We start from the raw sequence: 13,550 nt of genomic DNA on the forward strand, positions 1-13,550 counted from the left end.
CCCTGCGGCGCTAGCGTGACGGGTATGGAAGCCCACCGCGTCGTCGCGCCCGTCATCGCCCAGGGGGAGAAGCCCAAGGGTCCCGCCTCGTACTTCCCGAGCATCGAGAAGACCTACGGTCAACCGGTGCAGCACTGGCTCGACGTCGCCGCCGACAGCCTGGACACCCGGACGCACATGGAGACCGTGGCTGTCCTCAAGGACGAGCACGGGCTCGGGCACGGACACGCGAACGCGATCGTCGCCTACGTGAAGGCGAAGCTCGCAGGCTGAACCCTGCTCAGGCCACCGTCGTGCCGATGGCGCCGACCGCGGCGTCGAGCGCCTGGCCGGAGGCATCCCGCTTCGCGCCCGTCTCGGGCAGCGATCGGACCGCGCCGTCGATGCCGACGGCGCGCGGTTGGTCGCCGACCCACGCGACGAGCAACGCGTCCTCCCACCGGAGGAAACGCTGCGCGCGGACGCCGCCGGTCGCCCGACCCTTGGCGGGGAACTCGGAGAACAGCGAGACCTTCGCCGACCCCGGATCGGTCCCCGGCAAGGCGGCACTCGCTCCCGCGACCGTCGCCACGATGGTCTCGTCCGTTGCGGTCACGGCGGTGAAGGCGATGACGCGGGCGCCGTCCGAGAGCCGGATGCCGGCCATCCCGCCGGCCGACCGACCCTGAGGGCGGACCGCCGAGGCCTCGAACCGCAGGAGCTGCGCGTCGCTCGAGACGAAGACGAGCTCACTCGCGTCGTCGGCGAGGGCAGCACCGACGACGGTGTCGCCCGGCTTGAGCGAGATGATCTCGACGTCCGGCTTTCCCGGCGGCAGCTCGGTCGCCGCGACGCGCTTGACGACGCCCTGCGCCGTACCGAGCGCGATCGGGGCGGCATCCGTCAGCGGGACGATCGCGACGACGTGCTCGGTCGGGGCGAGTCCCAGGTACTGGTCCGCGCGGGTTCCCGCGGCGAGCTGCACCGAGTTCGCCGGCACGGACGGCAGGTCGACGGGCGTGAAGCGGACCAGTCGACCCCGGGTCGTGACCGCGCCGAGGTCGCCGCGCGTCGTGCCGTTCACCCAGGAGCGGATCGCGTCGTGCTTCGACCGGCGAGCGGGTGTGACCACGCCCCCGCCGGGCGCGTCGGCGACGAGCTCTGCGCGCACCATGCGTCCGGTCGCCGAGAGATAGACGCGGCACGGGGCGTCGGCGATCTGAAGGTCCGCCGGCGCTGCGGCGCGGCCGCGGGGAGCGACGGGACCACCGTTCATGAGGAGCGTCCGGCGGGGCGTGCCGAAGGCGTCGGATGCGGCATCCAATTCGGTCGCGACCTGGCGCCGCAAGAGCACCTCGCTGCCGAGGAGCTCCTCGAGGGCGGCGATGTCGGCCTTCAGCGTGTTCTGCTCGGCCTCGAGTTCGACGCGCGAGAACTTCGTGAGTCGGCGCAGCCGCAGCTCGAGGATGTACTCGGCCTGCAGCTGAGACAGGTCGAACACGTCCATGAGGCGCGTACGGGCCTGCTCGCTGTCATCTGACGTGCGGATGACCTGGATGACCTCGTCGATGTCGAGGATCGCGATGAGGAGGCCCTCGACGAGGTGCAGGCGCTCCTGCTTGCGCGCGAGCCGGTAACGGCTGCGGCGGGTGACGACCTGGATGCGGTGATCCAGGTACACGCGCAACAGCTCTTTGAGGCCGAGCGTCTGCGGCTGTCCGCCGACGAGGGCGACGTTGTTGATGCCGAAGGAGTCCTCGAGCGGCGTGAGCCGGTAGAGCTGTTCGAGGACCGCGTTCGGGTCGAAGCCGGTCTTGATCCCGATGACGAGCCGCAGGCCGTTGTTGCGGTCGGTGAGGTCGGTGAGGTCCGAGATGCCGGTGAGCTTCTTCGACGAGACGGCGTCGCGGATCTTCTCCATGACGCGCTCCGGCCCCACCATGTAGGGGAGCTCTGTGACGACGATGCCGGTGCGGCGCGGGCCGAGCGATTCGATCGACGTCTTCGCGCGGGTGCGGAACGTGCCGCGGCCGGTCTGGTAGGCCTCCTTGATGCCGTCGAGGCCCACGATGACGCCGCCGCCGGGGAGATCCGGTCCCGGCACGAACTCCATGAGCTCCTCGAGGGTCGCCCCGGGGTTCTCGAGCAGGTGGATGGCGGCCGACACGACCTCGATGAGGTTGTGCGGCGCCATGTTCGTCGCCATGCCGACGGCGATACCGGTCGCACCGTTGACGAGCAGGTTCGGGAACGCGGCGGAGAGCACCTCCGGCTGCTGGAACTGGCCGTCGTAGTTCGGGATGAAGTCCACGACGTCCTCGTCGAGGTTCTCCGTGAGAGCCAGAGCGGATGCCGCGAGTCGGGCTTCGGTGTATCGCGCGGCAGCCGGCCCGTCGTCGAGCGAACCGAAGTTGCCGTGCCCGTCCACCAGGGGCACGCGGAGGGCGAAGTCCTGCGCGAGGCGGACGAGCGCGTCGTAGATCGCGGAGTCGCCGTGGGGGTGGAGCTTGCCCATCACGTCACCGACGACACGCGCACTCTTCACGTGGCCGCGGTCCGGGCGCAGGCCCATCTCGGACATCTGGAAGAGGATGCGGCGCTGCACCGGCTTCAGGCCGTCGCGGGCATCCGGAAGGGCGCGCGAGTAGATGACCGAGTAGGCGTACTCCAGGAATGAGCCCTGCATCTCGTCAGCGAGGTCGACGTCCTCGATGCGTTCAACAGCGGGCGGGGGAGGGGGAGTGCGCGATGCCATGGCCTCGATCGGTCTTCGGGAGATGCTGCGAGGGGCCAGAAACGGCAGCGGAGCACCGTGTGGAAGACTGACCCGGGTGTCTCTCAGCCTACCCGTGGACCCGCCGTCAGCCCGGAGCCTCACCGGTGTCGTGCCGCAGATCCTGGCCTCTCTCGAGGGGCGGGGCGAGTGGTTCCCGCCCGCCCGGTCGGCGATCGTGCTGCTGGTCGACGGTCTCGGCCGTGCGAACCTGACCGCCCGCGCCGGATACGCGCGCTTCCTCACCGGGCGGATGACCAAGAAGGATGCCGCCCGCACCGTCTTCCCCTCGACCACGGCGGTCGCGCTCGCGAGCCTGCTCACGGGGGAGACACCCGGCACGCATGGATTGGTCGGCTACCGCGCGCGCATCCCCGGCACGGATCTCGCGCCCAACCAGCTCAAGGGCTGGGAGACGGACGGACTCGACCCGTTGACCTGGCAGCGCTCGGTCCCGCTGCTCCAGCGCGAGGCAGAGGCGGGGCGGCCGTGCTTCGTCGTCTCGCAGCCGCGCTACGCCGGGACCGGGTTCACCGCCGCCCTGCAGCGGGGGGCCGAGTTCGTGGGTGCGGCCTCGATCGCCGAGCGTGTGGAACGTGCCGCGGACCTGGCGCTCCGGCATCCCGGAGCCCTCGTCTACGCGTACGTCCCGGAATTGGACACCATCGCCCACGCCCGCGGATGGGAGAGCGACGAGTGGGCCGCGGCTCTCGAGCGAGTGGACGGTGCGGCCCGCGATCTGGATGCCGCCATCGGCTCCCACGCCGCGGCGGTCCTGACCGCCGATCACGGCATCGTCGACGTCCCCCGCCATCGCCAGGTCCTCCTGCGTGACGGCGACCCGCTCGTCGAGAACGTGACCATCGTCGCGGGCGAGCCGCGCATGCTCCACCTCTACACGGAGGACGGACGCGCGGACGAGGTCCTGGAGCGGTGGCGGGATGCCGAGTCCCCCCGCGCCTGGGTGATGTCACGCGACGAGGCGGTCGGCGCCGGACTGTTCGGCGCCTCGCCCGATCCCGAGGTCCTGCCGCGGATCGGCGATGTCCTCGTCGCCGCCCGGTCCGCCGTCGCGTACTACGACGACCGGGAGGCCGACAAGAAGCCGCAGAACATGATCGGGCAGCACGGCTCGCTCACCGATCAGGAGCGGGTCGTCCCGCTCGTGCGGCTTGGGGCCTTCGGCTGAGGTCAGCCGTCCTCGGTGCGTGCGCCGAAGACGATCTCGTCCCACGAGGGCATCGACGTGCGACCCCGCCGACGCGTCTGCTCGGCGGCCGGCTCCGTGGCTTCGGGCTGGGAACTCTCCGGCTCGGCGGGCGCCGGCTCGTCGTCGGGCTCGGGTGCGTCGAAGAGGGCGACGGGGGTGGAGGTGCGCTCCTCCCCGTGCTCACCCGGCATCGGCTCGCGCTGGCCGCGGCGGCGGCGCAGCGCTTCGAGGAGGTCTGCCGTCTCCGCAGACGTCACGGGTGCGTCGGGCGCACGCTTGATGGCGGCCTGCTGCACAGCGGCGGACGAGGAGGGACGCGGCTCGGGGGATTCGAGGTCGGCGTCAGGTTCGGAGAGTGCACGAGGACCGAATGCACCACTGTCGAAGCGGGAGGCATCCTTCTGCGGCGCGGAGTCGAGAGCACGCAAGCGGGGGATGAGACCTTCGGGCAACGAGCCCTGACGCGACAGCTGGGTCGCGTCGGAGTTCTGCGGCGCGAGGGACGATCGGCGCGGATCGAACGACCAGCGGGCGTCGTGCTCGACTTCCCCGACGGTGAACTCGAGCTTCACGGTCCAGCCGTTCTGGTCCTTCCAGCTCGTCCAGCGCTCGCCCGTGGCGCCGGCTTCGGTGAGCTTCGCGCGGACGGCATTGCCGAAGGTCGGCTGCGCCCCGGGGTCGAGCTCGCCCCCGATCAGCACGGTCACGGCCAGCGCCTGACCCACGATGTGCTCGCGTTCGGCCAAGACCGGTCCTTCGAAGCGTTGAACGTCTTCGACGCGCACACCGAGCAGCTGAGCCACATCCTCGGCCGTCATGCCGGCACGGATGTGAGCCTGGATGTCGCGGGGGTTCGGGCGGGTGGTGCGGGGCTCGGCGTCCCGCTGCAGGCGGCGCAGGTGGGTGCGCAGCGCCTCGTCGACGGCGAGCGAGAAGCGGTCGCCGGCGTCGGTCGCGAGCATGAGGCGACCGTCCTCGGTGCCGATCACTTTGAGCTGTTCCATGCGGACGTCCTCCAGATCCAGCGTGTGCGTTCATGCTGTCACGGAGCAGGCCCGGCGGCGGGAATATCCGGGGCGCGCCGCGAGTTTGCGGTGTGGCACCCCCGAAAGGCAGCTACGGCCCGGCGGCTCATTTGCGATTCACCGTGAGGTGATGCAAACTATGGCCGCCCGAACGGGCCGCACCCCACAGCACCACCCCGAAAGTTGAGACGTTCTCGAATGGCCACGGATTACGACGCCCCCCGCAAGACCGAAGACGACAGCGAGTCGATCGAGGCTCTCAAGGAACGCGTCCCGGACAAGATGTCCGGCTCGGTCGACGTCGAGGACTCTGACAACCCGAGCGGGTTCGAGCTCCCCGGCGCAGACCTCTCCGACGTCGACCTCGACGTCGTCGTCCTCCCTCCTCAGGAGGATGAATTCACCTGCGTCGAGTGCTTCCTCGTGAAGCACCGGACCCAGATCGACCACCAGACCTCGATCGGTGCCATCTGCACCGAGTGCGCCGCGTAAGCAGCGCCGACCTTCCTCGGCGTCAGCCGCGGAGACCTAGCGACCCCGCTGCGCGCGGGTGATGATCGCCGCCACCCGATCGGGTGTGCGCGACGAGAACACCCAGCGTGCCGCGGGGTCGTCGTCGTCTGAGACGGGAACGCGGACGACGCCGTCGATACCGCCGCGGAGGACGTGCCAATCGTCCCCGCGCAGGCCGCCGCCTCGCGCCGTGCGGGCGTCGTCCCCGGTGAGGAACTCGGCTTCGCCCAGATCGGACACCGCGATGTGGGCGCGCCCCACGTACAGGACCCCGTCACGGACGGCGATCACGGGCGCGGCGAGGATGAGCGCCGAGACGAGGACGACTCCGACGGCCAGCCCGATGACGAGGGCGAGCGTCGTGTCGATCGGCGAGAACACCACGGCTGCCATCGGGGCGCACACCGCTGCGCTCACCAGGAGCCACAGGGACGGGCTCAACCGCTCGCGGTAGGAAGCGGGGACGGTGCGGTCGGTGTTGTGCATTAGCCTCGGGGGGTGATGGATACCGTGGACGTTCCCATTATCTCGGCTCATGTGCCCGTCTACGCGCACCCCGGGGATGCAGGCGCCGACCTCGTCTCGACCGAGCAGGTGCGGCTGGCTCCCGGCCAGCGCGCCCTCATCGGCACCGGAGTGCGCATCGCGCTTCCCGACGGCTACGTCGCCTTCGTCGTCCCCCGCAGCGGTCTGGCCGCCAAACACGGCATCACCGTCGTCAACTCCCCGGGCACGGTCGACGCCGGATACCGGGGTGAGATCAAGGTGACGCTGCTGAACACGGATGCCGCCGAGGCGTTCGACATCGCACCCGGCGATCGGATCGCCCAACTCATCGTGATGCCCGTCTCGCGGGCGACTTTCCTCCCCGTCGACGCGCTTCCCGACAGTGTGCGCGGTGACGGGGGATTCGGATCCACCGGCTACACGACAGGAACAACCGCATGAGCGACGAGCTCGCCCCCAAGTCGGCACCGAGCGATCGTGCCGCCAACGGCCCCTTCGACGAGGCGGAAGCCAATCCCGTCCGCCCCTACATCGATCTCGGCGGCGTGAAGGTCCTGCCCCGGGAGGGGCTGAACCTCCGGCTCGAGGTCGAGGAGCAGACGAAGCGCATCGTCGCAGTGGGCTTGGACTACGCCGGCTCCACCCTCCAGGTGCAGCCGTTCGCCGCACCGCGCTCGAGCGGCCTGTGGGAGGAGACGCGAGAGCAGATCCGTCAGCAGGTCCGTCAGCAGGGCGGACGCGTCGAGGAGCGCGAAGGTCCTCTGGGACCCGAGCTGCTCGCCGAGGTCCCCGTCGCCGGCGCGGACGGCGCGGCCGGTAAGCGGCTCGCACGGTTCGTGGGCGTCGACGGCCCCCGGTGGTTTCTGCGCGGTGTGATCGGCGGAGCCGCCGCCGGTGATATCACGGCTGCCGAGCAGGTCGAAGACCTCTTCCGATCGATCGTCGTGGTGCGCGGGACGACGCCGATGCCTCCGCGGGACCTCATCCCTCTCAAGATGCCCGCGACGCCCGGCAGCGCGTGAGCATGGCCCAGGACCGACCCGGCGAGCCGTCGGCCGATCGACCGGACCTCGTCCCGCCGTCAGCGGGCGAACCGACGGCATCCGACCTCATCGGTCAGGCCCTCGGAGGCGCCGCGAAACGTGCCGGACTCGATCCGACCGACGACGCCACGACCGGACACGTCGTGTGGCGGGCGATGGGCGGATGGCGGGGGATCGGCGAGTCCGTCCTCCCGGGGCTCGTGTTCGTCGTCCTCTACACGGTCACCGGTCAGGACCTCGTGCTCTCACTCGTGGCATCGGTGGGGTTGGCGGCCGTCTTCACGATCATCCGCCTGGTTCAGCGGTCTCCCGTTGCGGCGGCCTTCGGCGGCCTGGTCGCGACGGGCGCCGCCGCAGCGCTCGCGCTGTTCACGGGTCGGGGCGTCGATAATTTCGTCCCCGGGCTGATCACGAACGCGGCGTACGGGACAGGGCTTCTCGTCTCGGCGCTGATCGGGTGGTCGCTCATCGGCGTCGCTGCGGGGTTCCTCATGAACGAGGGCACCGCGTGGCGGGCAGACCGCCGCAAGCGCCGGGTGTTCTTCTGGCTGACGATCGCGTGGGCCGCGCTGTTCTTCGCGCGCCTCGCAGTGCAGCTGCCGCTGTACCTCACGGACCAGACGGCGGCACTCGGCACTCTGAAGCTCATCATGGGCCTGCCGCTGTTCGCGCCGATGGTCGCGGTGACCTGGCTCGCCGTCCGTGCGCTCTATCCGCCGCGCGCCGCGTCGACCGAGGAAGTCGCAGCAGAACGCCCCTGACCGGTCCGACGGCTGGTTGACTGGCCGTATGGACGCCGTCCCGATGTTCCCGCTCGGAAGTGTGCTGTTCCCGCACGCGCCGCTCGTCCTTCGGATCTTCGAACCGCGCTACCTGACGATGCTCGGGAGACTGCTCGAGCACGAGGACCCGGAGTTCGGCGTCGTCCTGATCGAGCGCGGACGAGAAGCCGGCGGGGGAGAGGAACGCTCCTCCCTCGGCACGATGGCCAGGATCGTCCAGGTCGAAGCGGGAAGCGCCGACCTCTTCGTGATCGCCGTCGGCGGAGATCGCATCACGGTAGACCGCTGGGGTCTCGACGACCCGCATCCGATCGCCGACGTGACGCCCCTGGAGCCGCTGGCCTGGGACGAGGAGCTGGCACCGCTGCGGCGCGAAGCGGAGCGGGTGGTCCGCCGTGTCGCCACGCTCGCTTCGGTGCTCGGGGAAGCGCGGTGGGATCCCGATACGGAGGTGTCGGACGACCCCGTCGAGTCGAGCTGGCAGCTCGCCGCGATCGCACCCCTCGGCGAGTACGACCAGTTCCGTCTGCTCGGCGCCACGAGCCTGCGCGATCTCCTCACGTTGCTGGTCAGGCTGTGTCTCGACGAGGAGCCGGTGCTCGTCGCGCGCGCTGCGGACGAGGTCGATCCGGACGAGGAGAGCGGCGCCTGAGGCAGCGGCATCCGCCCGCGTAGAGTATCTTGATATCAAGATAAATTTCGCCCGCCTGAGTAAGGCGGACCTCACTAGTCACCGGGACCAGGCAGGGCGAAGATGGGAGGGCCGGCTCACGCCGCGCCCGCCGACGAAGGAGAGCACACGTGTCCACAGTTGACAGCTTCGGTGCCAAGAGCACACTCACAGTCGGCGACACCGACTACGAGATCTTCCGCATCGACACCGTTCCCGGTTTCGAGAAGCTTCCATACAGCCTCAAGATCCTCCTCGAGAACCTGCTTCGCACCGAGGACGGCGCGAACGTCACCAAGGAGCAGATCGAGGCCCTCGGTAACTGGAACCCCGATGCCGAGCCCAACACCGAGATCCAGTTCACGCCGGCGCGCGTGGTCATGCAGGACTTCACCGGTGTCCCCTGCATCGTCGACCTCGCCACCATGCGCGAGGCCGTCACCGCCCTCGGCGGCGATCCGAGCAAGATCAACCCGCTGTCGCCGGCCGAGATGGTCATCGATCACTCGGTCATCGCCGACCTCTTCGGATCCGAGAACGCCCTCGAGCGCAACGTCGAGATCGAGTACGAGCGCAACGGTGAGCGCTACCAGTTCCTGCGCTGGGGTCAGACCGCCTTCGACGACTTCAAGGTCGTCCCCCCGGGGACCGGCATCGTCCACCAGGTGAACATCGAGCACCTCGCCAAGGTCATCTACGACCGTCCGGTCGACGGCGTCCTGCGCGCCTACCCCGACACCTGCGTCGGCACCGACTCGCACACCACGATGGTCAACGGCCTGGGCGTGCTCGGCTGGGGCGTCGGCGGCATCGAGGCCGAGGCCGCCATGCTCGGCCAGCCGGTCTCCATGCTCATCCCACGCGTCGTCGGCTTCAAGCTCACCGGTGAGATCCCCGCCGGCGTGACCGCGACGGACGTCGTCCTCACGATCACCGACATGCTCCGCAAGCACGGCGTGGTCGGCAAGTTCGTCGAGTTCTACGGCGAAGGTGTCGCCCAGGTGCCGCTGGCCAACCGCGCCACCATCGGCAACATGAGCCCCGAGTTCGGTTCGACCGCCGCGATGTTCCCGGTCGACGACGTGACCCTCGACTACCTGCGCCTCACGGGACGCGACGAGCAGACCGTCGCCCTCGTCGAGGCGTACGCCAAGGCTCAGTCGCTGTGGCACGACGCCTCCCGCGAGCTCAGCTTCAGCGAGTTCATGGAGCTCGACCTGTCGACGGTCGTCCCCTCCATCGCCGGCCCGAAGCGTCCGCAGGACCGCATCCTCCTCTCCGAGGCGAAGAACCAGTTCGAGAAGGACATCCTCAACTACGCGGATGCCGCCGCTGAGGACTCCGTCGAGATCGAAGGCACCTTCCCCGCGTCCGACCCGGGTTCCGCTCCGGGCGTCGAGCACGAGACCGTCTCGGCCGAGGGCGTCTCGCACCAGCACGAGCACGAGCACGTCCCCTCGATGATCTCGAGCGGTGCCCGCCACGCGGCATCCAAGCCGGTCAAGGTCACGACTCCCGACGGGCAGTCCTACCTCCTCGACAACGGTGCGGTCACCCTCGCGGCCATCACCTCGTGCACCAACACGTCGAACCCGTCGGTCATGATCGCGGCGGGCCTGCTCGCCAAGAAGGCCGTCGACAAGGGCCTGAAGCGCAAGCCGTGGGTCAAGACGACGCTCGGACCCGGCTCGAAGGTCGTCACCGACTACTACGAGAAGTCCGGTCTCGACAAGGCGCTCGAGGGCCTCGACTTCTACACCGTCGGCTACGGCTGCACGATCTGCATCGGCAACTCGGGTCCGCTCATCGAGGAGGTGTCGGCGGCGATCAACGAGAACGACCTCGCCGTCACCGCCGTCCTGTCGGGCAACCGCAACTTCGAGGGCCGCATCAGCCCCGATGTGAAGATGAACTACCTGGCCTCGCCGCCGCTGGTCGTCGCCTACGCTCTCGCCGGGTCGATGAACTTCGATTTCGAGACCGATGCGCTCGGCAAGGACGCGGACGGCAACGACGTGTTCCTGAAGGACATCTGGCCCTCGCCCGACGAGGTCCAGGAGGTCATCGACCACTCCATCTCGCGCGAGCAGTTCATCAAGCAGTACTCGACCGTCTTCGACGGCGACGAGCGCTGGCAGAACCTGCCCACGCCCACCGGCCCCATCTTCGAATGGGACGAGGATTCGACGTACGTCCGCAAGGCACCGTACTTCGACGGCATGGAGAGCACGCCGGCACCCGTCACCGACATCTCCGGTGCGCGCGTCATGGCGACCCTGGGCGACTCGGTCACGACCGACCACATCAGCCCGGCCGGCAACATCAAGGCCGGCACCCCGGCGGCTCAGTACCTCACCGAGCACGGTGTGGCACAGAAGGACTTCAACTCCTACGGCTCGCGTCGCGGAAACCACGAGGTCATGATCCGCGGCACGTTCGCGAACATCCGCCTGAAGAACGAGATCGTCGCCGCGGTCAACGACGGCAAGGTCGTCGAGGGCGGTTTCACCCGCGACTTCACCCAGCCCGGCGGACCGCAGTCGTACATTTACGACGCGAGCCAGAACTACCAGGCGCAGGGCACCCCGCTCGTCGTCTTCGGCGGCAAGGAGTACGGCTCCGGTTCGTCGCGTGACTGGGCGGCCAAGGGCACGAGCCTGCTGGGCGTCAAGGCGGTCATCACCGAGAGCTTCGAGCGCATCCACCGCTCGAACCTCATCGGCATGGGCGTCGTCCCGCTGCAGTTCCCCGCCGGGGAGAGCTGGAGCTCGCTCGGCCTCGACGGCACCGAGATCGTCTCGATCACGGGCCTCGAGCAGCTGAACGAGGGCGTCACGCCCAAGACCGTGAAGGTCGTCGCCGAGCCGAGCGAGTTCTCGCCGGAGGGCAAGCAGACGGTCGAGTTCGACGCGGTCGTCCGCATCGACACCCCCGGTGAGGCTGACTACTACCGCAACGGCGGCATCCTGCAGTACGTGCTGCGTTCGCTGGTCTGACCCGCGTGTCAAGAGGACCCCGGCTCCGCGTGGAGTCGGGGTCCTCTCGCATGCGGGCACGTAGACTCCTGTCATGAGTCTTCTCGAGGGAATTTCCGGTCCGCGTGACCTCGATCGGTTCTCGAGCGAGGAGCTTCACATCCTCGCCGATGAGATCCGGACCTTCCTCGTCGAGAACGTCTCGCGCACCGGTGGCCACCTCGGCCCGAACCTCGGTGTCGTCGAGTTGACGATCGCACTGCACCGCGTCTTCGACTCCCCGAACGACCCGATCATCTTCGACACCGGACACCAGTCCTACGTCCACAAGCTGCTCACCGGTCGTCAGGACTTCTCGAAGCTGCGCTCGCGCGGCGGTCTCGCCGGCTACCCGCAGCGCTCCGAGAGCCCGCACGATGTCGTCGAGTCCTCGCACGCGTCGAGCTCGTTGAGCTGGGCGGACGGCGTCTCGCGCGCCCTGACCGTGACCGGGCGCAAGGATCGTCACGTCGTCGCCGTCGTGGGTGACGGCTCGCTCACGGGCGGCATGACGTGGGAGGCACTCAACAACATCTCCGACGACAACGATCGCAACCTCGTCATCGTCGTCAACGACAACGGCCGCTCGTACGCGCCGACCATCGGGGGCATGGCCCGCTACCTCAACCGCGTTCGCACGGCCGACAGCTACAAGACCCTGCGTCAGAGCTCCGCCCATGTCTCCCGGCTGCTGGGACCCATCGGCCGCGCGGTCTACCGCGGCGTCCGCGGCGGAACGCACGGCTTCCTGTCGCGCTTCACCAACAACGTGGCGCTGTACTCCAACCTCGACATCAAGTACCTCGGTCCCGTCGACGGGCACGACCTCGATGCCATGGAGGAGACGCTCCGTCTCGCGAAGCAGTACGGCGCTCCCGTCATCGTGCACGCCATCACCGACAAGGGGCGCGGGTTCGAGCCGGCGCGACGCGACGAGGCCGACCAGTTCCACGCCGTCGGGAAGATCGATCCCATCACGGGGGAGCCGATCGGGTCATCGGATGCCGTGGCCTGGACCGACGTCTTCTCCGAGGCGCTCGTGGCGGCCGGGGAGCGGCGCGACGACATCATCGCGATGACCGCCGCGATGCTGCGACCGACCGGCCTGCAGGAGTTCGCACAGAGGTTCCCGAAGCGCGTCTACGACGTCGGCATCGCCGAGCAGCACGCGGTCGCCTCGGCCGCAGGGCTCGCGTTCGGCGGTGTCCACCCGGTCGTGGCGATCTATGCGACGTTCATGAACCGGGCGTTCGACCAAGTCATGATGGATGTCGCGCTGCACAAGGCGGGCGTCACCTTCGTCCTCGACCGGTCGGGCGTGACCGGGCCCGACGGTCCGAGCCACCACGGCATCTGGGACCTCGCCATGCTGCAGCTCGTGCCCGGCATCCGGATCGCCGCGCCCCGCGACGCGGAGCGGCTTCGCGAACTCTTCGACGAGGCGGTCACCGTCGAGGACGCGCCCACCGTGGTGCGTTTTCCGAAGGGGTCCGTGCCGGATGCCCTCGATGCGATCGAGCGTCTGGCGGACGGCACGGACGTGCTGTACCGCAGCGGCGCCGAGGACGTCCTCATCGTCGGCATCGGCCCGATGGCGCACATGGCCGTCGAGGTCGCCGAGCGGCTCCGCGCCCAGGGCATCGGTTCGACGGTCATCGACCCTCGCTGGGCTGTTCCCATCCGCCCTGCCGTCGTCGAGCTCGCGGCATCCCATCGCCTGGTGATCACGATCGAGGACGGCATCCGCGTCGGCGGTGTCGGGACGCGCGTGCGTCAAGTGCTGCGCGAGGCGGGCGTCTCGACGGCCGTCGACGAGCTCGGCCTTCCGGACGAGTTCATCGACCACGCGACCCGCGAGCAGATCCTCGCCGATGCAGGCCTGACGGCCTCGAAGATCGCGCAGGACGTCGTGTCGCAGGTGCTCGGCACGCGCGTACCCGTCGCCCGCCAGTCGAGCGACGACGCCGTGTGGAGCTCGCAGGAGGTCGAACTCCGCGGCCCGACCGACGCGGCTTCCGACTGACCGCGTGACAG

12 protein-coding genes are annotated in these 13,550 nt (G+C 69.2%); 9 read left to right on the forward strand and 3 right to left on the reverse strand.

Translation table 11 applies throughout. The features are described 5' to 3' along the window. The first annotated feature begins 24 nt into the window (after nt 1-24). Complete coding sequence (locus BLR68_RS12280; RefSeq protein WP_018186682.1) at nt 25-273, forward strand: DUF4287 domain-containing protein; 249 nt, start codon at nt 25-27, stop codon at nt 271-273. A gap of 7 nt (nt 274-280) precedes the next feature. Here BLR68_RS12280 and BLR68_RS12285 read toward each other — a convergent pair whose 3' ends face one another. Next, nucleotides 281-2,734, reverse strand: a complete 2,454-nt coding sequence (locus BLR68_RS12285) for a DNA gyrase/topoisomerase IV subunit A (RefSeq protein ID WP_018186683.1) — start codon at nt 2,732-2,734, stop codon at nt 281-283. A gap of 94 nt (nt 2,735-2,828) precedes the next feature. Here BLR68_RS12285 and BLR68_RS12290 point away from each other — a divergent pair, with 94 nt between their 5' ends. Beyond that, entirely contained in the window at nt 2,829-3,941 is a 1,113-nt protein-coding gene (locus BLR68_RS12290) for an alkaline phosphatase family protein (RefSeq protein ID WP_018186684.1), read from the forward strand. 2 nt (nt 3,942-3,943) lie between these two features. Here BLR68_RS12290 and sepH read toward each other — a convergent pair whose 3' ends face one another. After that, complete coding sequence (gene sepH, locus BLR68_RS12295; protein ID WP_018186685.1) at nt 3,944-4,966, reverse strand: septation protein SepH; 1,023 nt, start codon at nt 4,964-4,966, stop codon at nt 3,944-3,946. 219 nt (nt 4,967-5,185) lie between these two features. Here sepH and BLR68_RS12300 point away from each other — a divergent pair, with 219 nt between their 5' ends. Further along, nucleotides 5,186-5,479: a DUF4193 domain-containing protein gene (locus BLR68_RS12300; RefSeq protein ID WP_018186686.1), complete on the forward strand. Its 294-nt coding sequence runs from the start codon at nt 5,186-5,188 to the stop codon at nt 5,477-5,479. Nucleotides 5,480-5,515: 36 nt separating this feature from the next. Here BLR68_RS12300 and BLR68_RS12305 read toward each other — a convergent pair whose 3' ends face one another. Beyond that, nucleotides 5,516-5,986 carry a DUF3093 domain-containing protein gene (locus BLR68_RS12305; RefSeq protein WP_018186687.1) on the reverse strand — a complete coding sequence of 157 codons (471 nt, stop codon included), beginning with the start codon at nt 5,984-5,986 and terminating at the stop codon, nt 5,516-5,518. A 12-nt stretch (nt 5,987-5,998) separates the two neighbouring features. Between BLR68_RS12305 and dut the strand changes: the two genes are divergently transcribed. The 6 genes from dut to dxs all read left to right on the forward strand — a co-directional run bounded on the left by dut (nt 5,999) and on the right by dxs (nt 13,539). Further along, the gene (gene dut, locus BLR68_RS12310; protein ID WP_026302850.1) at nt 5,999-6,448 is read left to right on the forward strand and encodes a dUTP diphosphatase; all 450 of its coding nucleotides are present in this window, start codon (nt 5,999-6,001) and stop codon (nt 6,446-6,448) included. Further along, a complete protein-coding gene (locus tag BLR68_RS12315; RefSeq protein WP_018186689.1) occupies nt 6,445-7,029 on the forward strand; it encodes a DUF3710 domain-containing protein in 585 nt (194 codons plus the stop codon). Before dut ends, BLR68_RS12315 begins: the two co-directional genes overlap by 4 nt. Nucleotides 7,030-7,031: 2 nt before the next feature. Beyond that, nucleotides 7,032-7,811, forward strand: a complete 780-nt coding sequence (locus tag BLR68_RS12320) for a DUF3159 domain-containing protein (RefSeq protein ID WP_018186690.1) — start codon at nt 7,032-7,034, stop codon at nt 7,809-7,811. A gap of 28 nt (nt 7,812-7,839) precedes the next feature. Beyond that, the gene (locus tag BLR68_RS12325) at nt 7,840-8,484 is read left to right on the forward strand and encodes an LON peptidase substrate-binding domain-containing protein (RefSeq protein ID WP_018186691.1); all 645 of its coding nucleotides are present in this window, start codon (nt 7,840-7,842) and stop codon (nt 8,482-8,484) included. Between the two features lie 149 nt (nt 8,485-8,633). Further along, nucleotides 8,634-11,498: an aconitate hydratase gene (locus tag BLR68_RS12330; protein ID WP_018186692.1), complete on the forward strand. Its 2,865-nt coding sequence runs from the start codon at nt 8,634-8,636 to the stop codon at nt 11,496-11,498. A gap of 73 nt (nt 11,499-11,571) precedes the next feature. After that, a complete protein-coding gene (dxs, locus tag BLR68_RS12335) occupies nt 11,572-13,539 on the forward strand; it encodes a 1-deoxy-D-xylulose-5-phosphate synthase (RefSeq protein WP_018186693.1) in 1,968 nt (655 codons plus the stop codon). Nucleotides 13,540-13,550 lie beyond the last annotated feature (11 nt).

Source organism: Microbacterium sp. 77mftsu3.1 (assembly GCF_900100525.1).
Lineage (GTDB): Bacteria > Actinomycetota > Actinomycetes > Actinomycetales > Microbacteriaceae > Microbacterium > Microbacterium aquilitoris.

Excerpts from the sequence above, each read along its gene's own strand:
- sepH (WP_018186685.1), bottom strand. The coding sequence starts at position 4,966 with ATGGAACAGCTCAAAGTGATCGGCACCGAGGACGGTCGCCTCATGCTC.
- BLR68_RS12305 (WP_018186687.1), bottom strand. The coding sequence starts at position 5,986 with ATGCACAACACCGACCGCACCGTCCCCGCTTCCTACCGCGAGCGGTTG.
- BLR68_RS12320 (WP_018186690.1), top strand. The coding sequence starts at position 7,032 with ATGGCCCAGGACCGACCCGGCGAGCCGTCGGCCGATCGACCGGACCTC.
- dxs (WP_018186693.1), top strand. The coding sequence starts at position 11,572 with ATGAGTCTTCTCGAGGGAATTTCCGGTCCGCGTGACCTCGATCGGTTC.
- BLR68_RS12325 (WP_018186691.1), top strand. The coding sequence starts at position 7,840 with ATGGACGCCGTCCCGATGTTCCCGCTCGGAAGTGTGCTGTTCCCGCAC.
- BLR68_RS12315 (WP_018186689.1), top strand. The coding sequence starts at position 6,445 with ATGAGCGACGAGCTCGCCCCCAAGTCGGCACCGAGCGATCGTGCCGCC.
- BLR68_RS12300 (WP_018186686.1), top strand. The coding sequence starts at position 5,186 with ATGGCCACGGATTACGACGCCCCCCGCAAGACCGAAGACGACAGCGAG.
- BLR68_RS12285 (WP_018186683.1), bottom strand. The coding sequence starts at position 2,734 with ATGGCATCGCGCACTCCCCCTCCCCCGCCCGCTGTTGAACGCATCGAG.
- BLR68_RS12280 (WP_018186682.1), top strand. The coding sequence starts at position 25 with ATGGAAGCCCACCGCGTCGTCGCGCCCGTCATCGCCCAGGGGGAGAAG.